This is a genomic window from Streptomyces sp. AM8-1-1, from assembly GCF_032229325.1.
Classification (GTDB): domain Bacteria; phylum Actinomycetota; class Actinomycetes; order Streptomycetales; family Streptomycetaceae; genus Streptomyces; species Streptomyces achmelvichensis.
Genome location: NZ_CP135086.1, coordinates 7,154,133 through 7,176,234, shown reverse-complemented (window position 1 = coordinate 7,176,234; position 22,102 = coordinate 7,154,133). Strand labels below are relative to the sequence as shown.

18 protein-coding genes are annotated in these 22,102 nt (G+C 71.3%); 12 read left to right on the top strand and 6 right to left on the bottom strand.

Going from position 1 to position 22,102, the window contains the following annotated elements; genetic code table 11:
- Positions 1–82: 82 nt before the first annotated feature.
- Positions 83–1,591, bottom strand: coding sequence for an FUSC family protein (locus RPQ07_RS32075; RefSeq protein WP_313949107.1), 1,509 nt, complete (start codon positions 1,589–1,591; stop codon positions 83–85).
- A gap of 243 nt (positions 1,592–1,834) precedes the next feature.
- Between RPQ07_RS32075 and RPQ07_RS32070 the strand changes: the two genes are divergently transcribed.
- The 3 genes from RPQ07_RS32070 to RPQ07_RS32060 all read left to right on the top strand — a co-directional run bounded on the left by RPQ07_RS32070 (position 1,835) and on the right by RPQ07_RS32060 (position 4,900).
- Positions 1,835–2,317, top strand: coding sequence for an Lrp/AsnC family transcriptional regulator (locus RPQ07_RS32070; RefSeq protein WP_313947712.1), 483 nt, complete (start codon positions 1,835–1,837; stop codon positions 2,315–2,317).
- 25 nt (positions 2,318–2,342) lie between these two features.
- Positions 2,343–3,026 carry an HAD family phosphatase gene (locus RPQ07_RS32065; protein WP_313947711.1) on the top strand — a complete coding sequence of 228 codons (684 nt, stop codon included), beginning with the start codon at positions 2,343–2,345 and terminating at the stop codon, positions 3,024–3,026.
- A 188-nt stretch (positions 3,027–3,214) separates the two neighbouring features.
- The gene (locus RPQ07_RS32060) at positions 3,215–4,900 is read left to right on the top strand and encodes a ribonuclease J (protein ID WP_313947710.1); all 1,686 of its coding nucleotides are present in this window, start codon (positions 3,215–3,217) and stop codon (positions 4,898–4,900) included.
- Positions 4,901–4,953: 53 nt separating this feature from the next.
- On the opposite strand, the gene RPQ07_RS32055 is transcribed toward RPQ07_RS32060, so the two are convergent.
- Entirely contained in the window at positions 4,954–5,505 is a 552-nt protein-coding gene (locus tag RPQ07_RS32055; RefSeq protein ID WP_313947709.1) for a DoxX family protein, read from the bottom strand.
- A 158-nt stretch (positions 5,506–5,663) separates the two neighbouring features.
- Between RPQ07_RS32055 and RPQ07_RS32050 the strand changes: the two genes are divergently transcribed.
- The 3 genes from RPQ07_RS32050 to RPQ07_RS32040 all read left to right on the top strand — a co-directional run bounded on the left by RPQ07_RS32050 (position 5,664) and on the right by RPQ07_RS32040 (position 10,243).
- Positions 5,664–7,385: an alpha-glucosidase gene (locus RPQ07_RS32050; RefSeq protein WP_313949106.1), complete on the top strand. Its 1,722-nt coding sequence runs from the start codon at positions 5,664–5,666 to the stop codon at positions 7,383–7,385.
- A gap of 168 nt (positions 7,386–7,553) precedes the next feature.
- On the top strand, positions 7,554–8,552 hold the full coding sequence (locus RPQ07_RS32045) for a TIGR03885 family FMN-dependent LLM class oxidoreductase (protein ID WP_313947708.1): 999 nt from the start codon (positions 7,554–7,556) through the stop codon (positions 8,550–8,552).
- Positions 8,549–10,243, top strand: coding sequence for an alpha-amylase family protein (locus tag RPQ07_RS32040; RefSeq protein WP_313947707.1), 1,695 nt, complete (start codon positions 8,549–8,551; stop codon positions 10,241–10,243). The genes RPQ07_RS32045 and RPQ07_RS32040 overlap by 4 nt, the downstream gene beginning before the upstream one ends.
- Before the next feature lie 27 nt (positions 10,244–10,270).
- On the opposite strand, the gene RPQ07_RS32035 is transcribed toward RPQ07_RS32040, so the two are convergent.
- Positions 10,271–10,693: a YjbQ family protein gene (locus RPQ07_RS32035; RefSeq protein WP_313947706.1), complete on the bottom strand. Its 423-nt coding sequence runs from the start codon at positions 10,691–10,693 to the stop codon at positions 10,271–10,273.
- A gap of 224 nt (positions 10,694–10,917) precedes the next feature.
- Between RPQ07_RS32035 and RPQ07_RS32030 the strand changes: the two genes are divergently transcribed.
- The 4 genes from RPQ07_RS32030 to RPQ07_RS32015 all read left to right on the top strand — a co-directional run bounded on the left by RPQ07_RS32030 (position 10,918) and on the right by RPQ07_RS32015 (position 16,327).
- A complete protein-coding gene (locus RPQ07_RS32030; RefSeq protein WP_313947705.1) occupies positions 10,918–12,108 on the top strand; it encodes an FAD-binding oxidoreductase in 1,191 nt (396 codons plus the stop codon).
- 118 nt (positions 12,109–12,226) lie between these two features.
- Positions 12,227–13,567 carry a VOC family protein gene (locus tag RPQ07_RS32025; protein ID WP_313947704.1) on the top strand — a complete coding sequence of 447 codons (1,341 nt, stop codon included), beginning with the start codon at positions 12,227–12,229 and terminating at the stop codon, positions 13,565–13,567.
- Positions 13,568–13,578: 11 nt separating this feature from the next.
- A complete protein-coding gene (locus RPQ07_RS32020; protein WP_313947703.1) occupies positions 13,579–15,117 on the top strand; it encodes an aldehyde dehydrogenase family protein in 1,539 nt (512 codons plus the stop codon).
- A gap of 115 nt (positions 15,118–15,232) precedes the next feature.
- A complete protein-coding gene (locus RPQ07_RS32015) occupies positions 15,233–16,327 on the top strand; it encodes an NAD(P)-binding domain-containing protein (protein ID WP_313947702.1) in 1,095 nt (364 codons plus the stop codon).
- 101 nt (positions 16,328–16,428) lie between these two features.
- Here RPQ07_RS32015 and mltG read toward each other — a convergent pair whose 3' ends face one another.
- The 3 genes from mltG to RPQ07_RS32000 all read right to left on the bottom strand — a co-directional run bounded on the left by mltG (position 16,429) and on the right by RPQ07_RS32000 (position 19,838).
- Positions 16,429–17,274 carry an endolytic transglycosylase MltG gene (mltG, locus tag RPQ07_RS32010; protein WP_313947701.1) on the bottom strand — a complete coding sequence of 282 codons (846 nt, stop codon included), beginning with the start codon at positions 17,272–17,274 and terminating at the stop codon, positions 16,429–16,431.
- Positions 17,275–17,390: 116 nt separating this feature from the next.
- Positions 17,391–17,984 (bottom strand): hypothetical protein, encoded by a 594-nt coding sequence (locus RPQ07_RS32005; protein WP_313947700.1) that lies wholly within the window; start codon positions 17,982–17,984, stop codon positions 17,391–17,393.
- A gap of 39 nt (positions 17,985–18,023) precedes the next feature.
- On the bottom strand, positions 18,024–19,838 hold the full coding sequence (locus RPQ07_RS32000) for an ABC transporter ATP-binding protein (protein WP_313947699.1): 1,815 nt from the start codon (positions 19,836–19,838) through the stop codon (positions 18,024–18,026).
- Between the two features lie 213 nt (positions 19,839–20,051).
- Between RPQ07_RS32000 and RPQ07_RS31995 the strand changes: the two genes are divergently transcribed.
- Together RPQ07_RS31995 and RPQ07_RS31990 are read left to right on the top strand one after the other, a co-directional pair.
- Positions 20,052–20,498 (top strand): MarR family winged helix-turn-helix transcriptional regulator, encoded by a 447-nt coding sequence (locus tag RPQ07_RS31995; RefSeq protein WP_313947698.1) that lies wholly within the window; start codon positions 20,052–20,054, stop codon positions 20,496–20,498.
- 144 nt (positions 20,499–20,642) lie between these two features.
- A complete protein-coding gene (locus RPQ07_RS31990; RefSeq protein WP_313947697.1) occupies positions 20,643–22,082 on the top strand; it encodes a Gfo/Idh/MocA family protein in 1,440 nt (479 codons plus the stop codon).
- Positions 22,083–22,102: the final 20 nt, after the last annotated feature.

Below are 22,102 nucleotides of genomic sequence, written 5' to 3'. Positions count from 1 at the left end.
GTTACCCAGTGAACACGCTGATCCACCCTCTGTGTACGCGGAGAAAATGCCTCATTCACGTGCTTCCTGTCCATGCCCCTGGTCAGGCGGGCACGAGCGGGGCGCGCGGGGATGTGTGCAGCGGCGCGGCGAGGTCCGCGAGCGCCTGCTCCAGTGCATGGAGGTGCGTGAGTGCAACGTCGGACGCGAGGTGAGCGTGGGGCGCGAGAGCCGCGCTGTCAGCGTCGGCGCGGCCCGCCGCGGGGGCCACGAGCGCGTGGACGGCGGTCTCGACGCGGCGACAGGCGGTGGCCAGGCGCGCGTCGTGCGAGGCCGTGCGGCCGGCCGGCTCCGCGGCGACGGCGGCGAGCCCGCGCACCTCTCGCGCGCAGTCGTCGAGCAGCACGATGACCTGCCGGGCGCGCGCCTTGCGGGCCCGGAGCGGGCTCAGCGGGTGGACGAGCGGGGCGAGGGACAGGCGCACCCGGCCGAGCAGCAGCTCCAGCTCCGCCGCGAGGGACGCGGGGTCGGCCGTGCTGTCCCCGGCCAGCCGGCGGGCGGCCGCGGTGGTGCAGCCGTGGACGCAGGTCAGCGCGCGCCGGATCCAGGCATCGGTCGCGGCGTGCGTGGTGACGGGCAGGATCAGGGCGACTCCGAGGGCCGCGCCGAGGGCACCGACCGCCGTCTCCTGGAAGCGGAGGAGCAGCAGGCCCGGGTGGAGGACGCCGAGGAGCCCGTAGAGCAGGCCCGCCATGACGGTGACGAAGAACATCATCCAGCTGTAGGAGGGCGCGGCGGTGTAGAAGATCCCGAAGACGCAGACGGCGACGAGCGCGGCGGTCGGCAGCGGGGCGCCGGCGATGGGGATCGCGATCAGGAGTCCCGCGGCGATGCCGGTGACCGTTCCGACGACACGGCGGAAGCCGCGGACGAGGGTCTCGCCGCGCGAAGCGGTGTTGACGAAGATCCACCAGGCGGTTCCCACGGCCCAGTAGAAGCGGTCGGGCGAGACGACCTCGCCCACGGCGAGTGCCACGGCGCAGGCGAAGGTCGCCTGGAAGGCCTGGCGGGTGGTGGGGCGGGCGAGTCCGGTGCCGGGCAGCGGCGCGGGGGCAGCGGGCGGCGGGGTGCGCCGTTCGATGCACCACAGGCCGAAGCGGACCGCCGAGGCGGCGGCGAGGGCCAGTGCCACCGCCGCGTACAGCTCCGGCAGCTGGGCCGGGAGCGCGTGCAGGAACTGGGTGACGAAGAACATCATGAACGCGAAGATGCCGAGCGCGTGTCCGCGCAGCCCCCAGCGCCGGGCGTAGACCCCGCAGAAGACCACGACGAGCCAGGCGGCGGCGCGCAGCAGCGGCTCACCGTGCAGGGTGGTCGCGAGGGCGAGTACGGGGAAGCCCGCGGCGGGCAGCAGCGCGGTGGTGACCGCCTGGCGGCGCACGGTCGCGTCGCCGACGGTGAACAGCGCGAGGAGGGCGGCGAGACCGCCGGTGATCGAGGCGACGAGGGAGAGCCCGGCGGCTTCGGCGGCGGCGACCGCGAGGCCGATACCGAGCACGGCGCGCAGGGAGACACGCAGCCGCAGACGCCCCGGGTCGGGGGCGCTGAACATCCTCTTCACACCGGTCACGCTCCTCACGGCTGTCGTCCCGCCCCCTCGCTGTTCGGCTCACCCTGCAGACACGGCAAAGGCGCCGCGGGTCCGGAGTGGCGGCGTCGCCGGTCCGGCGCTGCGCAGCGCCCTCTCACCAGAGGAAAGCATTCCGGATGCCGGTGGCTCAACTCGATCGGTCCGAGGTGGGCCATTGGTACAGTCGATGGCGGATCATCCGGACCAGCAGGAGGCCAACGGACCATGGCCGTGGACGCGCTCGACACCCGCATCCTGCGACTGCTGATGGAGCAGCCGCGCACCAGCGCGCGGGAGTACGCCCGGCTGCTGGGCATCGCGCGGGGCACCCTGCAGGCCCGGATCGACCGCCTCGAACGGGACGGCGTGATCACCGGCACGGGGCCCCACCTCTCCCCCGCCGCTCTCGGTCATCCGGTGCTGGCCTTCGTCCACATCGAGGTCACCCAGGGGCATCTGGACGAGGTCGGCGACGCGCTGGCGGCCATCCCGGAGATCATCGAGGCCTTCTCCATCACCGGCGGCGGTGATCTGCTGACCCGGGTCGCCGCCCGTGACAACGGCCATCTGGAGGACGTCATCCAGCGCCTGATCCAGCTGCCGGGCGTAGTGCGCACCCGCACCGAGATGGCGCTGCGCGAGCGCGTGGCGCACCGGCTGCTGCCGCTGGTCGAGTCGGTCGGTCGGGCAGCCGGCAGCGGCCGCTGAACCGCGCCTTGGCATGCTGGGGGGCATGAGCCAGCCGCGCACCCCTTCGGTCATCTTCGACCTCGACGGAACACTCGTGGACAGCGAGCCGAACTACTACGAGGCGGGGCGCAGGCTGCTCGCCGAGTACGGCGTGACCGACTTCGGCTGGGAGCGCCACACCGACTTCATCGGCATCGGGACGCGCGAGACCCTGGAGGCGCTGCGCGAGGAGTACACGATCTCCGCACCCGTCGAGGAACTGCTGGCCGGCAAGAACCGGCACTACCTGGCACTCGCCGCCGCGTCGACGGACGTGTACCCGCAGATGCGGGGGCTCGTGGAGCTGCTGCACGGCGAGGGGGTGCCGATGGCCGTGGCGTCCGGCTCGTCCCGGGCCGCCATCGAGGCGGTGCTCGCCGCCACCGGCCTGGACGCCTTCCTCACCACCCTCGTCTCGGCCGAGGAGGTCGGGCGCGGCAAGCCGGAACCCGATGTCTTCCTGGAGGCGGCCCGCCGGCTCGGCGCCGAGCCCGCCGACTGCGTCGTGCTGGAGGACGCCCCGCCGGGTGCGGCGGCCGCCCACGCAGCGGGGATGCGGTGCATCGCGATCCCGTACGTGGCGGCGACGGCCGACGATCCTGCGTTCCGCGCGGCGGGACTGCTGTACGCGGGCGGCCAGAGCGAGTTCACGGCACGGGCGGCGTACGACTGGATCACCGCTCCGTAGTGCCGCGACGCGGTTCGGCATCTCCGCTCCGGAGCGGAGATGCCGCCCGACAGCGCCACCGCACCGGGGCGCCGTCCGCCCTCGGGCAGGTGGTTCACCCGGGGTCGTCCGGAGGACCTGGCGGACCGGAGCCACGGGAGGGGTATGCCAAAGGATCACCCCAGGGGCCTCTCCGGTAACGTCGAGGCATGAGCCACCCGCACCCAGAGCTGAAAGCCGCCCCGCCGCTGCCCAAGGGAGGGCTGAGGGTCGTCGCCCTGGGCGGCCTGGGCGAGATCGGCCGCAACATGACGGTCTTCGAGCACAACGGCAAACTGCTCATCGTCGACTGCGGTGTGCTGTTCCCCGAGGAGCACCAGCCGGGTGTGGACGTGATCCTTCCCGACTTCACCTCGATCCGGGACCGCCTGGACGACATCGTGGCGATCGTGCTGACCCACGGCCACGAGGACCACATCGGCGCGGTGCCGTATCTGCTGCGCGAGCGGCGCGACATTCCCGTCGTCGGCTCGAAGCTCACGCTCGCGTTCCTGGAGGCCAAGCTCAAGGAGCACGGCATCAAGCCGCGTTCGGTGCGGGTCAAGGAGGGCGACCGCCGCGGGTTCGGCCCGTTCGACTGCGAGTTCGTCGCGGTCAACCACTCCATCCCGGACAGCCTCGCGATCGCGATCCGCACCGGCGCCGGAATGGTCCTGCACACCGGTGACTTCAAGATGGACCAGTTCCCGCTGGACCAGCGGATCACCGACCTGCGCGCCTTCGCCCGCCTCGGCGAGGAGGGTGTGGACCTGTTCCTCACCGACTCCACCAACGCCGAGGTGCCCGGCTTCACCACCTCGGAACGCGACCTGAACCCCGCCATCGAGCAGGTGATGCGCACGGCGCCGCGGCGTGTCATCGTCTCCAGCTTTGCCAGCCATGTACACCGCATCCAGCAGGTGCTGGACGCCGCCCACCAGTACGGCCGCAAGGTCGCCTTCGTGGGCCGGTCGATGGTCCGCAACATGGGTATCGCCCGCGACCTGGGCTATCTCAAGGTTCCCCAGGGCCTGATCGTGGGTCTGAAGGAACTGGAGAAGCTGCCGGACCACCAGATCACCCTGGTGTGCACCGGGTCCCAGGGCGAGCCGATGGCCGCGCTGTCGCGGATGGCCAACCGCGACCACATGATCCGTATCGGTGAGGGCGACACCGTCCTCCTCGCCAGCTCACTGATCCCGGGCAACGAGAACGCGATCTACCGCGTGATCAACGGCCTGACCCGGTGGGGCGCCAACGTCGTCCACAAGGGCAATGCCAAGGTTCACGTCTCCGGCCACGCCAGCGCCGGCGAACTCGTCTACTGCTACAACATCGTGAAGCCGCGTCACGTCATGCCGGTCCACGGCGAGTGGCGTCATCTGCGCGCCAACGGTGACCTGGCCATCCGTACCGGCGTCGAGCCGGACCGCGTGATCATCGCCGAGGACGGTGTCGTCGTGGACCTCGTCGACGGACGCGCCTCCATCACCGGCAAGGTGCCCGCGGGCAACGTCTACGTGGACGGCATGGCCGTCGGCGGCGCCACCGAGGCCTCCCTCAAGGACCGCGTGACCCTCGCCGAGGAAGGCGTGGTCACCGTCGTCGCCATCGTGGACGCCGACACCGGGGCGCTGGCGGAGGCACCGGACTTCCTGGCCCGCGGATTCGTCCATGACGATTCGACCTTCGAGACGGTCGTCCCGGTGATCGAGAAGGTCCTGGCGAAGGCCGCGCTGGAAGGCGTCGGCGACGCCCTCCAGCTGGAGCAGCTCATCAGCCGCGCGGTGGCGTCCTGGGCGTTCCGGACCCACCGCCGCAAGCCGCTCGTCATCCCGGTGATCATCGACGCCTGACGGCCGCCGGGCCGTACGGGGCGCTGGCGCGCGGTGCGCGGCGCCGGTGCGGCTCAGCCCACCGGCAGACGGTCGCGTACCGTGCCCGCCGCCGACCGCACGTCGTGCGCCGCGCCGGAGACCGCCGCACCCAGATCGCGTCCGGCGCGACGGGTGCGGCGCCGCCCGGCGGAGGCGGCGGTGCGCGAGCGGTAGGCCAGCGACGGCTTCCCGTGCGTGTCCGCCGCCGCGATCAGCAGACCGCCGAAGAGGGACACGTTCTTGGTGAACTGGGTGCGCAGGCGAGCCCGTTCCTCGGGGTCCTCGGTCTTCCACCAGGCGTGCCCGGCCAGCGTGGTCGGGACGAGCGAGGCGGCCAGGGCGAGGGCCGAGGCACGCGGAAAACGACCGGCCGCGAGCAGCACGCCGGCGCCCAGCTGGACGGCGCCGTTGATCCGGACCAGCCGCTCGGTGTCCTCCGGCAGCCGGGGCACCCGTTCGGCGACGGGCAGCGCCACGGGTGCGGCGGCCGGCGCCACGGAGCGCGGGTCGAGCAGCGTACGGAATCCTCCCGAGACGAAGACGGAGGCGAGCAGGGGGCGGGCGGCTGTCCTGAGAATGGCCATGGTGAGCGCCTGCCCCGGGCACGGGCGGGCACGCCCGCGCATCCTCCGTCCGGCCTAGGGCACCCTTCGCGACCACCGCCAGTAGGACCGCCGTCGCGGGGGAAGGAGCGGGGGAAGAAGTCCCGCGATCGGATACGCACCGGACCAGGGAGGAAGCCATCGCAGCCGACGGCGCACCGCAGGAGGGCGACGCGTGGTGGAAGTCCGCGGTCGTCTACCAGATCTATCCGCGCAGCTTCGCGGACTCCGACGGCGACGGCATCGGTGACCTCGCCGGCATCACGCAGCGCCTGGACCATCTCGCGGATCTCGGCATCGACGTCATCTGGCTGTCGCCGGTCTATCCCTCGCCCCAGGACGACAACGGCTACGACATCAGCGACTACCAGGACATCGACCCGGTCTTCGGCGACCTGGCGGCGTTCGACCGGCTGCTGGCGGCCGTGCACGAACGCGGGATGAAGCTGGTGATGGACCTGGTGGTCAACCACACCTCCGACGAGCACCCGTGGTTCCAGGAGTCCCGCGATCCTCGGAGCCCCCGGCGCGACTGGTACTGGTGGCGGCCTCCGCGCAACGGCCGCGAACCGAACAACTGGGGCTCCTTCTTCTCCGGACCCGCCTGGACGCACGACCCCGCGAGCGACGGGTACTACCTCCATCTCTTCTCGCCCAAGCAGCCTGACCTCAACTGGGAGCACCCGCGGCTGCGTCAGGCCGTGTACGCGATGATGCGCTGGTGGCTCGACCGCGGTGTCGACGGCTTCCGGATGGATGTCGTCAACTTCATCTCCAAGGACCCGGCGCTGCCGGACGGCGCCGTGACCGGTGACGGCCCCCTCGGCGACGGCTCGCCCCACTTCGTGTGCGGTCCCCGTATCCACGACCACCTCCAGGAGATGCACCGCGAGGTCTTCGCCCGGTACCCGGGGCGGCTGCTGACCGTGGGCGAGATGCCGGGCGTGACCGTGGAGCAGGCCCGGCTGTTCACCGATCCGGCGCGGGCCGAGGTCGACATGGTCTTCCAGTTCGAGCATGTCGGACTCGACCACGGCCGCCACAAGTTCGACCTGAAGCCCCTGCGTCTGACCGACCTCAAGGCCTCGCTCGGGCGCTGGCAGACGGAGCTCGCGGACACCGGCTGGAACAGCCTGTACTGGAACAACCACGACCAGCCCCGCGCGGTCTCCCGCTTCGGCGACGACAGCCCCCGGCACCGTGTGCGCTCCGCCACCGCACTGGCCACCGTGCTGCATCTGCACCGGGGCACGCCCTACGTCTACCAGGGCGAGGAACTGGGCATGGCCAACGCGCCGTTCCGCTCGATCGAGGACTTCCGGGACATCGAGACGCTCAACCACTACGCGCAGTCGCTCCGCGCCGGGGAGAAGCCCGAGGACGTCCTGCCGGGCCTGCGGGCGATGGGCCGGGACAACGCCCGTACCCCCATGCAGTGGGACGCGTCCCCGCACGCCGGCTTCACCACCGGCACCCCGTGGCTGCCGGTCAACCCCGACCACACCGAGGTCAACGCGGCAGCCGCCCGCGCGAACCCCGCCTCCGTCTACCACCACTACCGCCGGCTGATCGCCCTGAGGCACGGTGAACCCGCCGTCGTGCACGGTGACTTCACGATGCTGCTGCCGGACGACGAACGCGTCTACGCCTTCACCCGGCAGCACGGCGGCACCGTACTGCTCGTGGTCGCCAACCTGAGCTCCGAGGCGGTTGCCGTGCCGCTGCCGGACGGGTGGCAGAACGCCGAACTACTCCTCGGCAATGTCCCGGCCGGCGAGGCGACCGACGCGGCGGACCCCGCACCGTCCGGTCACGCCGTCCTCGCCCCGTGGGAGGCCCGCATCCACCGCCGCACCACCTGAGGTCACAGGGTGAAGGCCGCCTCGACGAGCATCGCGGCTCCGGCGGCCCCTCTCGGCGCGTGGCCCGGCGCACGGAGAGTCCGCGTGCCCGAGCCGACGCGCCGGGTCCGCCACCGTCGGCGAGAGCGGTGTCCCGATGATCCCGGCATCGGCGGGTAGGCGCCCTTCATGACCGTCTACGGATTTCATGCCTCGCACGAACAGGTACCGCCTGCCGACCTGCTGAGCGCGGTGGTCCACGCGGAACAGGCGGGCTTCACCGCCGCCATGTGCTCGGACCACTTCTCGCCCTGGAGCGCCCGGCAGGGTGAATCCGGCTTCGCCTGGTCGTGGCTCGGCGCCGCGTTGCAGGCGACCGACCGCATACCGTTCGGCGTCGTCAACGCGCCGGGCCAGCGGTACCACCCGGCGATCGTCGCGCAGGCGGTGGGCAGTCTCGCCGCCATGTACCCCGGACGGTTCTGGGCCGCTCTCGGCAGCGGTGAGGCGTCCAACGAGCACATCACCGGCGAGCGGTGGCCCCGCAAGGACGTACGCAACGCGCGGCTGCGCGAGTGCGTCGACATCATCCGCGCCCTGCTGCGCGGCGAGGAGGTCAGCCATGAGGGCCTGGTGACGGTGGACCGGGCCAGGCTGTGGACCCGTCCCCCGACCCCACCGCCGCTGATCGGCGCCGCGTGCAGCGAGGCGACGGCGCGCTGGTGCGCGGACTGGGCCGACGGCCTGATCACCGTGAACGCCCCGCACGAACAGCTGACGCGGATCATCGACGCCTACCACTCCGCCGGCGGGACCGGCCCGCTGCACCTCCAGGTCCATCTCAGCTGGGACCCCGACCACGACACGGCCCTCGCCGTCGCCCACCACCAGTGGCGTTCCAACGTCCATGGTCCGCCCGCCAGTTGGGACCTGGAGACGGCGGAGCTCTTCGACAGTGTCAGCGAGCACGTCACCCCCGAGCAGGTCGCGGACTGCGTCAACGTCTCCTCCGACCTGGGCCGGCACGCGGCCTGGCTCCAGGAGTACGCCGACCTCGGCTTCGACGCGGTGATGCTGCACCACGTCGGGCAGGAACAGGCCGCCTTCATCGAGGCGTTCGGCGCCAAGGTGCTGCCGCAGCTCGACGTGACCCGTCCGCGGGCCTACACCGCGGAGCGTGCGCGATGAGGCTGACCCGGACCTCCGACCTGTGGTGGAAGAACGCGGTGGTGTACTGCCTGGACGTCGAGACGTACCAGGACAGCAACGGCGACGGCACCGGCGACTTCGCGGGCCTCACCCAGCGGATCGACCATCTGGTGCGCCTCGGTGTCACCTGTGTGTGGCTGATGCCCTTCTACCCGACACGCGAACGCGACGACGGCTACGACATCACCGACTTCTACGGAGTCGACCCCCGCCTCGGCACGCTCGGCGACTTCACCGAGTTCGTCCGCACCGCCCGCGACCGCGGCATCCGGGTCATCGCCGACCTGGTGGTCAACCACACCTCCGAGCACCACCCCTGGTTCGAGGACGCCCGCTCGGGCCGCGACGCGGCGCACCGCGACTGGTACGTGTGGCGCGACGAGCCGCCCGAGGACGGACCCTCCGGCGTGGTCTTCCCGGACGCGGAGAAGAGCCTGTGGGAGTACGACCGGACGTCCGGCCAGTACTACCTGCACCGGTTCTACAAGCAGCAGCCCGACCTCAACATCACCAACCCGGCCGTGCGGGACGAGATAGCCCGCATCATGGGGTTCTGGACCCAGCTCGGTCTTTCCGGTTTCCGGGTCGACGCGGTGCCGTTCCTGCTGGAGACCGACGGGCAGGACGACGCCGGCCGGCTGCCCGACCCCCATGAGTACCTCGCGGATCTGCGCGCCTTCCTCGGCCGCCGCTGCGGCGACGCGGTGCTGCTGGGCGAGGTCAATCTCCCCTACGACGAGACGGCGTTGTTCTTCGGCGAACCGAGCTCCGGCCGCGGCGACGAACTGACGATGTGCTTCGACTTCATCGGCATGCAGCGGATGTACCTCTCGATGGCCCGCGGCGACGCGTCCCCGCTCGCCGACGCCCTCCGTACGCGGCCCGCCGCTCCCCGCGACGCCCACTGGGCCACCTTCGTCCGCAATCACGACGAGCTGACCCTGGACAAGCTCGGCGACGACGAACGCGCCGAGGTCTTCGAGGCGTTCGGCCCCGAGAAGGACATGCAGCTCTACGACCGCGGTCTGCGCCGCAGGCTGCCCCCGATGGTCGGCGGTGACAGGCGGCGGCTGGAACTCGCCTACAGCCTGCTGTTCGCCCTGCCCGGTACGCCCGTCCTCTACTACGGGGAGGAGATCGGGATGGGTGAGAATCTCGCCGCGGAGGGCCGGCAGGCCGTGCGCGGGCCGATGCAGTGGACCGCCGACGACGACGCCGGCTTCTCCACCGCGGACGCCGGAGCGTTCCCGAACCCGCTGTGCGAGGGCGAGTTCGGCCCCGGGCGGGTGAACGTGCACGACCAGACCCACGACGCCGGATCGCTGCTCGCGCGCATGCGCCTGATGATCGAGCGCTACCGCGGGGCGCCCGAACTGGCCTGGGGGACGTACGAGGTCCTCGACACTCCTGCGCCCGCCGTCCTCGCCCACATCAGCTCGCTGCCCGAGGGGGCCGTGCTGGCCCTGCACAATTTCGCGGACCACACGGTCACCGCGGAGACGAAGGCGCCCGAGCTGAAGCCGGGCACGGTGCTCACCGACGTGCTGACCGGCGCCGCCGTCACCATCCCGCGCGGCGGCCGTCTGCGCACGGAGCTGGAACCGTACGGCTACCGGTGGCTGCGCGTCGACACGACGGCGGACGACCCGGAGCGTACGACCGCGAGCTGACCGGGGCGGCTGTTCGCACGGTGCGGCTCAGCCGAGGAAGCTGAGCCGCACCGTGCGGCGCGGGTTGTCCTTGTTCGTGTCGACCAGGCAGACCGACTGCCAGGTGCCCAGTTCGAGACGTCCGCCGATCACCGGCAGCGTCGCGTGCGGAGGGACGAACGCGGGCAGGACGTGATCGCGGCCGTGGCCCGGGCTGCCGTGGCGGTGCTGCCAGCGGTCGTCGGCCGGGAGGAGGGTGTGCAGCGCGGCCAGCAGGTCGTCGTCGCTGCCCGCGCCCGTCTCGATCACGGCGACACCGGCCGTCGCGTGCGGGACGAAGACGTTGAGCAGTCCGTCCCGGCCGTTCGCCGCCTCCTGGAGAAACTGTTCGCAGGCGCCGGTCAGATCGGTCACCGTCTCGTCGGAGCCGGTGGTGAGGTTCAGGACCTTGGTGGTGAAGGGTGCGGGCATGGGTCCATTTTCCCCCTCCGCGGGCCGCCTGCCCGTGAAGGCCCCGGCCGGGGAGGCCGCCGTGCCGGTCGTTCGGCGGGCGACGCGCGGTACGAAACCGGCCCGGCGGCCTCCCGTGGGTGCGACGGTCGATGGACGCGAAGAGCCGGGTGTGTCCACCATGGATGCACCCCTGACACGGCTTTCCGGCGCGGCGACGTCACGAGCGGACGGGACGGTGCTCCATGATCCACAGCGCTCCGGGTGCGGACTCCCCGCCCCTCCCCTCGGCCGCGGACGTCGTGATCGTGGGCGGCGGTGTCATCGGAGCGAGCATCGCCTTCCATCTGGCCGAGGCCGGCGTCCGGGACGTCCTGGTGGTGGAGCGCGACGAGCCGGCGTCGGGATCGTCGGGGAAACCGATCGGCGGGATCCGCGCCCAGTTCTCGGACCCGCTGAACATCGGGCTGGGACAGCGCAGCCTGGAAGCCTGGCGACAGTTCGCCACCCGCCCTGGCGCCGACATCGGGCTGCGGACCATCGGGTATCTCTTCCTCCTGGGCACGGGAAAGGAGGTGGCGACGTTCGAGCGGGCCGTCGCCGTGCAGAACGATCTGGGGGTCCGCAGCCGGATCATCACGCCGCGCGAGGCTCACGAGCTGTGCCCGTACATCGATCCGTCCTCGATCGCCGCCGCGGCCCACTCCCCCGACGACGGCTGTGCGCTCCCCGGTGCCGCGGTCGGCGGGTACCTCCGTGCGGCCCGCAGGCTCGGTGCCACGGTCCGTACCCACTGCGCGGTCACCGGCATCGCCACCGACGACGGCCGGGTGCGGGCGGTGCACACCTCGTCGGGGACCGTGCGCACCGGCACCGTGGTGTGTGCCGCGGGAGCCTGGTCCGGGGCCGTCGGTGCGATGGCCGGGGTGCCGCTGCCCGTGGTCCCGTTGCGCCGCCAGATCGCGATGACGGGCCCTCTCAGGCCCGGGCCGCCGAGAATCCCGTTCACCCTGGACTTCGCGTCGTCGCTCTACTTCCACGACGACGGCGCGGGTGGGCTGGTCCTCGGGCTCTCCGACCCGCGTCAGAAGCCGGGCTTCGGACGGGAGTTCAGCGTCGAATGGCTGGAGCCGTTCCGGGAGGCGGCCCGGCGGCGGGCGCCGGTGCTCGCATCGCTGGGGGTCCGCAGCGGCTGGGCGGGGCTGTACGAGGTGACGCCCGACCGCAACGCCCTCATCGGCCGGGCCCGCGAGGTGGACGGATTCCTGTATGCCACCGGCTTCTCCGGGCACGGTTTTCTCCAGGCCCCAGCGGTCGGCGAGATCATGCGAGATCTGTATCTGGAGGCGACGCCGTTCGTCGATGTCGGTCCGCTGTCCGCGACCCGTTTCGAAGGGAGCGCAGCCGCTGCCCGGCCCGAGGCGCACATCATCTGACGCGCGGGGATCGGACCACGAGAGGCCCGAGCCGGACATCCGGGAAGCCATGGATCCCAGAACCGTGGATCCGAGAAGCATGGATCCGAGAAGGCGCACAGCAGAGAAGGAGGACCGCATGATCCCGACCTGGCGGTTGCGGGCGGCGTTCGCCCGACGCCTCTCCGACATGTACGGGGCCGAAGTGCCTGCGTACACCACGCTCCTGGAGGTGTCGGCCCAGGTCAACGACGAGGTGATCGGCAAGGACGGCGACGCGGGACGCCTCGGCGGGATCGAGCGGGTGACGGCCGAGCGGCACGGTGCGATCCGCGTCGGCACCCCGCGTGAGATGCGCCAGGCCGCCCAGATCTTCGCCGCGCTCGGTATGCGGCCGGTCGGCTTCTACGATCTGCGCGAGGCCGCGGCCAGCTCGGTGCCGGTCGTCTCCACCGCCTTTCGTCCCGTCGAGGCCGAGGAGCTGGAACGCAATCCCTTCCGCGTCTTCACCTCCATGCTCACCACCGCCGACCGGCGGTTCTTCGACGCTGAACTCGAAGGCCGGCTGGAGTCGTTCCTCGACCGGCGCGCTCTCTTCCCTCCGGAGCTGCTGCATCTGGCGGCACAGGCGGAGCGGGAGGAGGGGCTCGACGAGGCGGCCGCGGAGCGATTCCTCACCCTGGCGGTGGCCGCCTTCGAACTCTCCCCGGAGCCCGTGGACCGGGCCTGGTACGCGGAACTGGAGCGGATCTCGGCCGTCGCCGCCGACATCGGCGGTGTCGCGAGCACGCACATCAACCACCTCACACCGCGCGTCCTCGACATCGACGAGCTCTACCGGCGGATGGGAGAGCGCGGCATCACGATGATCGACCGCATCCAGGGGCCGCCGCGGTGGGACGGTCCCGACGTCCTGCTGCGCCAGACGTCCTTCCGTGCGCTCTCGGAGGCACGGCGTTTCCGGGAGCCGGACGGCAGCATCGGCGAGGGTGCCCTGCGGGTGCGGTTCGGTGAGGTCGAGGCCCGCGGTATCGCCCTCACGCGGGCGGGCCGGACGCTCTACGACGAACTGATCGGCGGCCCCGCCGAGGAATGGCCGCTGCGCTTCCCCCGTACGGAACGTCAGTTGGCCGCCCGGGAGATGGGGTACTTCCGGTACGAACCGGCGGCCGGCCGGCCGCTCGACGGGCAGCGGCCGCCCCAGGATCTGCCCGGTCTGCTCGACGGCGGCTGGCTCACCGCCCTGCCCATCGTCTACGAGGACTTCCTGCCCGCGTCGGCCGCCGGGATCTTCCAGTCGAACCTCACCGAGGAGGGCACCCGGGACCGCACGGCCATCGGCACGCACTACGACCAGCGGTGGCTCTCGGAGGTGCTGGAGCGCCCGGTCCACGACCCCTTCGATCTCTACGCCGCTCAGCAGGACCGTTCACTACGGCAGGCCCGCGAGGCCATCGGACTCCCCAAGGACGCGCTGTGACAGGACAGGCTGTGACCAGCAACGACATTCCCCTTCCGGACCTCGAAGCGCTGCGTTCGCTCGCCCGGGAGAGCCTGCGGCGCTGCGGCGCCGAGCTGCCCGCGGACGGCGGCGACGTCGTCGCGCGGTCGCCGCTGACCGGCGGCACACTCTTCACTCTGCCCGCCACCGGGGCCGAAGAGGTGGACGCGGCGATCGGTGCGGCCGCGGAGGCGTTCCCGCAGTGGCGCACTGTGCCCGCGCCCCGGCGCGGCGCGCTGGTCAAGCGGCTGGGCGAGCTGCTCACCGAGCACAAGGAGCACCTCGCCGACCTGGTCACCGTCGAAGCGGGAAAGATCCGCTCCGAGGCGCTCGGCGAGGTGCAGGAAATGATCGACATCTGCGAGTTCGCGGTCGGTCTGTCCCGGCAGCTCTACGGGCGGACCATGGCCTCCGAGCGCCCCGGCCACCGTCTATCCGAGAGCTGGCATCCGCTCGGCGTCGTCGGGGTGATCTCGGCCTTCAACTTCCCGGTCGCCGTCTGGTCCTGGAACACCGCCGTCGCCCTGGTCTGCGGCGACCCGGTGGTGTGGAAACCCTCCGAACTCACCCCGCTCACCGCCCTGGCCTGCGACGCGCTCCTGGCGCGGGCCGCGGCCGACACGGGTGCGCCCGCCGGCCTGCACCAGGTCCTGCTCGGCGGCCGCGACATCGGCGAGCGGCTCGTCGACGACGAGCGGGTGGCGCTGGTGAGCGCGACCGGTTCGGTGCGGATGGGCAAGGAGGTGGCACCGCGCGTGGCCGCCCGTTTCGGCCGCTGTCTGCTGGAGCTCGGCGGCAACAACGGGGCCGTCGTCACCCCGTCCGCCGACCTCGACCTCTCGGTCCGCGGCATCGTCTTCTCCGCGGCCGGCACCGCAGGGCAGCGCTGCACCTCACTGCGCCGGCTGATCGTCCACGAGGACATCGCCGACCGGCTGGTCGAGAAGATCGTCCACGCGTACGGACAGCTGCCGGTCGGTGATCCTTTCGCGGACGGCACGCTGGTGGGTCCGCTGATCTCCGGCGCCGCGCACGACGCCATGAGGCAGGCGCTCGCCGATGCGGAGGCGGACGGCGGCAAGGTCCTCACCGGCGGCGAGCGGCTGACGGCGCGGTCGGCCCCGGACGCGGTCTATGTGCGGCCCGCGGTCGTCCGGATGCCCGCGCAGACCGATGTCGTGCGACGGGAGACCTTCGCCCCGATCCTGTACGTGCTGACCTACCGGAAGCTGGAGGAGGCGGTCGCGCTGCACAACGGCGTGCCGCAGGGTCTGTCGTCGAGCATCTTCACGCAGGACCAGCGGGAGGCGGAGCGCTTCCTGGGCGCCGACGGGTCCGACTGCGGTATCGCCAACGTCAACATCGGCACGTCGGGTGCCGAGATCGGCGGGGCGTTCGGCGGCGAGAAGGAGACGGGCGGCGGGCGCGAGTCCGGCTCGGACGCCTGGCGTGCGTACATGCGCCGGGCGACCAACACGGTGAACTACTCCGACAGCCTGCCGCTGGCCCAGGGGGTCAATTTCCTCTAGACCGCGCCTGGGCCCCCGGGACCCTCTGGGCGCGCGCCTGGGGCCCCGAGGGCTCGGCGCCCGTACGCGCCGCCCGGGCGGGAAGATCCGCGGACCCTCCACAGTTGGTAGAAGCGTGAACAACTTCGGGGCGCGTGACGTGACGCGGAACAAGGACGTGGTCGTCATAGGCGCCGGGCAGGCGGGACTGTCCGGCGCCCACCATCTGCGCCGTGTCGGGCTGGTCCCCGACCGCGACTTCGTGGTCCTCGACCACTCCCCGCAACCGGGTGGCGCCTGGCAGTTCCGCTGGCCGACGCTGACCTACGGCAAGGTCCACGGCATGCACTCACTCCCCGGTATGGAGTTGACCGGAGCGGACGACGACCGGCCCTCGTCGGAGGTGATCGGGGCCTATTTCGCCGCCTACGAGGAGCGCTTCGACCTGCGCGTGCACCGCCCCGTCGACGTCCTGGCGGTGCGCGAAGGAGACGACGGCCGGCTGCGCGTCGAGACCTCGGAGGGGACCTGGTCGGCGCGGGCGCTGATCAGTGCGACCGGCACCTGGGACCGGCCCTTCTGGCCGCGCTACCCGGGCCAGGAGACCTTCCGCGGGCGGCAGTTGCACACCGCCGGGTACCGGGGGCCCGAGGAGTTCGCCGGGCAGCGGGTGGTCGTCGTGGGCGGCGGAGCCTCGGGGACCCAGCACCTGATGGAGATCGCCCCGTACGCGGCAGCCACCACCTGGGTCACCCGGCGGCCACCGGTCTTCCGCGAGGGGCCCTTCGACGAGAACGTGGGCCGGGCGGTCGTGGCCAAGGTCGACGAACGCGTACGCCTCGGGCTGCCGCCGCAGAGTGTCGTCTCGGTGACCGGACTGCCGCTCAACGACGCGATCAGGCGCGCCCGCGAGGACGGGGTGCTCGACCGGCTGCCGATGTTCGACCGGATCACACCGGACGGTGTCGCCTGGGACGACGGACGCGTGGTGGAGGCGGACGTGATCCTTTGGGCGACCGGGTTCCGCGCGGTGATCGACCACCTCGCGCCTCTGAAGCTGCGCGAGCCGGGCGGTGGCATCCGGATGGACGGCACGCGGGCTGTCCGGGACCCGCGTGTCCATCTCGTGGGGTACGGGCCGTCGGCATCGACCATCGGCGCCAACAGGGCGGGGCGGGCGGCCGTGCACGAGATCATGCGGCTGCTGGAGCGGGAGCCGGTGCTGGTCTGAGCACGCGCCCCGTCAGCCGGACTGCCGCACGCCTCGGCTTGCGGGCCACCCCTCACCGGTCACCCGTCAGCCGTCAGCCGTCAGCCGTCAGCCGTCAGCCGTCAGCCGGAACGATCCTTCGCACGGTTGGCGTTGAACTCCCGCACATTGCGCTGGTGTTCCTCGTAGTTCGCCGTGAAGCGGGTGTCGCCGGGGGCCACGGTCACGAAGTAGAGCCAGTCGCCCGGCGCCGGTTCGACAGCGGCGCGCAAAGCGTGCTCCCCCGGGTTGCCGATGGGCGTCGGGGGCAGCCCCTCGCGCCGATAGGTGTTGTACGGGTTGTCGATCCTGGTGTCGTCGGCCGTGGTGTCCAGCGTGCTGCGGTTCAGCGCGTAGTTCAGCGTCGAGTCCATCTGGAGAGGCATCTGCCGTGCGAGGCGGTTGTGGACGACCCGTGCGACCTTGGCCATGTCCTCGGGAGTGTCGGCCTCGGCCTGCACGATGCTGGCGATGTTGACGGTCTGATAGTCCGTCAGCCCACTGCGCTGCGCACCGGCCGGTACGCCGGCTGCACCGAACCGCTTATTCGCCGTGTCGACCATGTAGGCGAGCAGGCTCGCCGGCGTCGTGTCGGAGTCGATCGGATACGTCGCGGGGAAGAGGTAGCCCTCGGGGTTGCCCCGGGCTTCGGGCGGCAGGTCGAGCGGGGCCGTGCCGACGGCCTTGCGGGTGGTCCCGGGTGCCTTCCCGAGTGCCTCGTCCACCGCTGCGTAGATCTGCGCGGTGCGCCGGCCCTCGGGCACGAGCAGGGTGTCCTGCTCGCCCTCGGGCTCGCCGGACAGCATCAGCGTGACCACCACCGCGGCCGCCGCCACGGCGAGGGCGGCGGTCACGATCAGGGTCCATCGGCCACGGCGGGACAGGCGTGGCCCGCGCCTGGACGGTGACGGCGAAGGCTCGTCGTTCATACGCGCACGCTAACCCGGGCCGCCCGGCGACCCTGCGCACCACCGCGGTCCGCACACCGGATCGACACCTGCCGTTTCCCGTCGCCCGGTATGTGCAGGGTGGACTGGCCGCCGTATCAGCGGGTGAAGGGCGGCAGGGCCGCGAACTCCGGCGCCACCTGGACCGCTTCGGCGAGCGTGTCGAGCACCCGCCGCACCCGCGTCAGCGGGTGGTCCGGGAACTGCTGGTCCCACTGGGCGTGGTCGGCGGCGTGGAAGGGCAGTCCGCCCTGCACCTCCGGGGCATAGGGGTGCGGCCGGAAGTAGTTGTCGTGGCCGACCTGTGCCATCACCATGGCCTCGCGCATCCCGGTCATCCCTCGCTCGGGTGACTGGACCTTCACCACGGTGCTGCAGGTCGCCCGCGGCACGGTGTAGCTGCCGATGAAGGCCTGCCCACTGGGCTGTCCCGGCAGCGGCAGCTTCAGTATCTGCTTGAGCGCCGGCAGTCCGCCGAGCGACTTCACGGAGGCCTCGATCAGCCCTCCGCCCGCGTCCGCGGTGAGCCGGGTCAGCGCCGCCCGCAGAGCGGGCCCGTCGTCGAGCGACGCGGGAAGATCCGGGGTCAGTCCGAAGAAGTGCACCGACAGCAGGTCGCCGTCGTCGTTCGCCCAGACGTCCTGGTCGACAGGCCGGTAGCCGGGCAGTTCCACGCCAAGGAGTGCTCTCATGGGCGGCGATCATGCCCTACCCAACGGACCCCGCGTCACTCAGGGGGCGATGACGGGGACGGTCAACTGCGCGTCCCTGCGCACCAATGCGGCATAGCGGCCGTCCAGAGCGAGCAGCTTGTCGTGGCTGCCGCGCTCGGCGACGCGTCCCGCTTCGAGGACGACGATCTCGTCCGCGTCCCGGACGGTGGAGAGGCGGTGCGCGATGGTGATGGTCGTGCGGCCGGCGGACAGCGCGTCGATGGCCTCCTGCACCGCGTACTCGGTGCGGGTGTCCAGTGCGCTGGTCGCCTCGTCGAGGATGAGCACGGGCGGGTCGCGCAGGATGGTGCGGGCGATGGCGAGGCGCTGCTTCTCGCCGCCGGAGAACCGGTATCCCCGCTCGCCGACCAGGGTGTCGTACCCATCGGGCAGGGAGGCGATGTGGTCGTGGATCTGTGCGGCCCGGGCGGCCGCCTCGATCTCCGCGTCCGTGGCGTCCGGCTTGGCGAAGCGCAGATTCTCGGCCACGGAGGCATGGAAGAGATAGGTCTCCTGGGAGACCACTCCGACGGCGCGCGCGAGGGTGTCGAAGTCCAGGTCGCGTACGTCGACTCCGTCGATCGTGACTCTGCCTCCGGTGACGTCGTACAGCCGGGGCACGAGATAGCTCAGGGTGGACTTGCCGGAGCCGGTGGGTCCGACGACGGCCAGCCGCCCTCCGGCCGGCACGGTCACATCGACGCCGTCGATCGTGAGCTCGGTCTGCGTGTCGTCGTAGGCGAAGTCGATGTCCTCGAAGCGGACTTCGCCACGGATCGTGTCGAGCCGCACCGGCTTCTCCGGTTCGGTGATCTCCACGGGCAGGTCGAGGTACTCGAAGATGCGCTGGAAGAGCGCGAGGGACGCCTGCATCTGCACACCGGTGGAGAGCAGGCTCACGGCCGGGCGGAACAGGCCCTGCTGGAGGGAGACGAAGGCGACGAGGGTGCCGATGGAGATCGTGGGCCCGCCGCTCTGGAGGGCGAACCCGGCGGCCCAGTAGATGAGGGCCGGCATCGCGGCCATGACGATGCCGATGGTCGACATCCGCCAGCGGCCGGCCATGCTGGAGCGCACTTCGAGGTCGACGAGGCGCTCGGACTCCTCCGCGAAGGACTTGGTGAGCGAGTCGGCCCGGCCCATGGTGCGGCCGAGGAGGATGCCGCTGACCGAGAGCGACTCGGTGACGGTCGCGGCCATCACCGCCATCTGTTTCTGGCGCTGGGTGGTGATGCGCTTGCGTTCGTTGCCCACGCGGCGGCTGATCCAGACGAACAGCGGCAGCAGGAGCAGCGAGACCACGGTCAGCCGCCAGTCCAGCGCGAGCATCGCCACGACGGTGGCGACGACGGCCGTGAGGTTGGAGACCAGCGAGGTGGCGGTGGAGGTCACGGTCGCCTGCATCCCGCCGATGTCGTTGGCGATCCGCGACTGGACCTCGCCGGTGCGCGTCCTGGTGAAGAAGGCGAGCGGCATCCGCTGGAGCTGGGCGTAGACCGCGGTGCGCAGGTCGTGCATCACGCGCTGGCCGACGGTGGTGGAGATCAGTGTCTGCAGCACGCCGAAGACGCTGGTCATCACCGCGGTGAGGATCATGCCGAGGGCGAGCAGGCTGAGCAGGCCGGTGCGGCCCTGCGGAATGGCGGTGTCGAGGATCTCGCGCAGCATGAAGGGCGAGGCGACGGAGACGGCCGACGCGGCGCCGACGAGCAGTCCGACGATCGCGAGGCGGCCGCGGTAGGGGCGGAAGAGCCGGAGGATCCGGCGGACCTCGGCCCTCGGTTGTTCCGGTTCTTTGGCGTGGGCGTTCCACGGGGTGGCTTCGGGGTGCATGGGCTCCTTCGAGGATTTCGACGGAATGTCCGGGCTCGATGACCGTCGACAACGGTCGACGACGGTCGACGACTCCGGATTTCGCGCGGACCGTACGTGCGGCCGCACGTACCGCGCGTACGGGATGAGTCCGGACGTACAGGATGAGATTTTGAGAGCTTAGCTCACTGTTACCTGTATTCACAATGAGCCTGGTCCTGATATTGTTCCCGTATGAGCACACCCGACCCCGACGGCCTGCTGGCCGAGCAGCTGCTGCGGCTGACCCGGAGACTGCATCGCAGCCAGAAGCGGCAGCTGGAGTCGGCCGACATCGCGATCACCCCCGCCCAGTCCCGTCTGCTGCGGACCCTCGCGCACTACGACGACCCGCCACGCATGGCCGACATCGCGTCGCGCCTCGAAGTGGTCCCGCGGGCCGTGACGAGCCTGGTGGACGGGCTGGAGGCGAGCGGCTGCGTCCGCCGCGCCCCCGACCCCAGCAACCGCCGGGTGATCCGCATCGAGCTCACCGACACCGGCCGTGCCACGCTCCGGGCCCTGCGGGCCGCGCGCCGCGCCGCCGCGGAGGACATCCTGGCCCCGCTCACCACCGAACAGCGTGAGGTGTTCGGCGGGCTGCTCTCCACCCTGGTCGACGGTCCCGGGGTCCGCTGCTGACACCTGCGCCGGGCCGCGCGACGAAGAGTCCATGCGTTCACCCCCGAGAGTCCAAACGCGGCTCTTGCTCATCACCAGCCTCAACACCCATGGTCCTAGCCGAGGTTCATGACCCGGCCGCGCACCAGCTTTCGTGGAGGCTCGATGAACGACGCAGCGATACCGGACCAGCGTAGTGACGACGGCGACGACGACGGCTCGATGAGCCGTCGTTCCGTTCTACGGACCACGGCGGGCGTGGCGGGAGCGGGACTCGGCCTCAGCGCCCTGGGGACCGGCACCGCGGCCGCCGCCCAGACCGCGAGATCCGCCACCGCACCGCAGGCGCCGTCCCCCGCACGACAGGGCCGCACCATGGCCGGGGTGCCCTTCGAGCGCCGCGGGACGGTGCGCGTCGGCATCATCGGCCTCGGCAACCGCGGCGGCAGCATGATCGATCTCTTCCTGGCCGTCCCCGGCGTCCGGGTGATGGCCGTGTGCGACCCGGTGAAGGCCAAGGCCGAGAGCGCCGCCGCCAAGGTCTTGGCCGCCGGGCAGGCGGCGCCGGCCGTCTACACCAAGGGCGACGACGACTACGAGAACCTCTGCAAGCGCGGCGACATCGACTTCGTCTATGTCGCGACGCCGTGGGACCTCCACTTCGAGATGGCGAAGACCGCGCTCCTCAACGGCAAACACGTCGGCGTGGAGTGTCCGATCGCGATGAGGCTGGACGAACTGTGGGCGCTGGTCGATCTCTCCGAGCGCACCCGCCGGCACTGTATGCAGCTGGAGAACTGCTGCTACGGCCGCAACGAGATGCGGGTGCTGCGGATGGCGCACGCGGGCAAGTTCGGTGAACTCCTGCACGGGGCAGGGGCGTACAACCACGATCTGCGCGGTCTGATGTTCGACCCGGACTACTACGAGGGCCCATGGCGCAGGCTGTGGCACACCCGGCTGCGCGGGGATCTGTACCCCAATCACGGCTTCGGCCCCGTCGCCAACTACCTGGACGTCAATCGCGGCGACCGCGTGGTGAGCATCTCCAGTTTCGGCACCCCGGCCCTGGGCCTGGCGGAGTACCGCAAGGCGCACATGCCGCCGGGCGATCCGAGCTGGAAGGAGACGTACATCGAGAGCGACCGGACGATCAGCATGCTCCGCACCGCGAAGGGGCGGGTCATCCGGCTGGAGCACGACGTGTCGACTCCGCACCCCTACAGCCGGATCAACAGCCTCGGCGGCACCAAAGGCGTCTTCGAGGACTACCCCGCGCGCATCTACATCGAGCCCGACCACTCCGACGACGCCTGGGGCGATTTCGAGGCATACACGCAGTGGGACCACTGGCTGTGGAAGGAGCACTCCGACCCGCCGGGCGGCCATGGCGGCATGGACTACATCATGATCTTCCGGGTGATGCAGTGCATGCAGCTCGGGCTGGTTCCGGACTTCGACGTCTACGACGCGGCGACCTGGACGGCACCCGTCCCGCTCAGCCATGCGTCGGTGAAGGCGAAGGGCGCGCCGATGGAGATGCCCGACTTCACCCGCGGCGAGTGGCGCAAGGAACGGTCCGGCGTGGACTCGGACAAGCCGTAGCCGGCCCGCGCGGGGCCCGG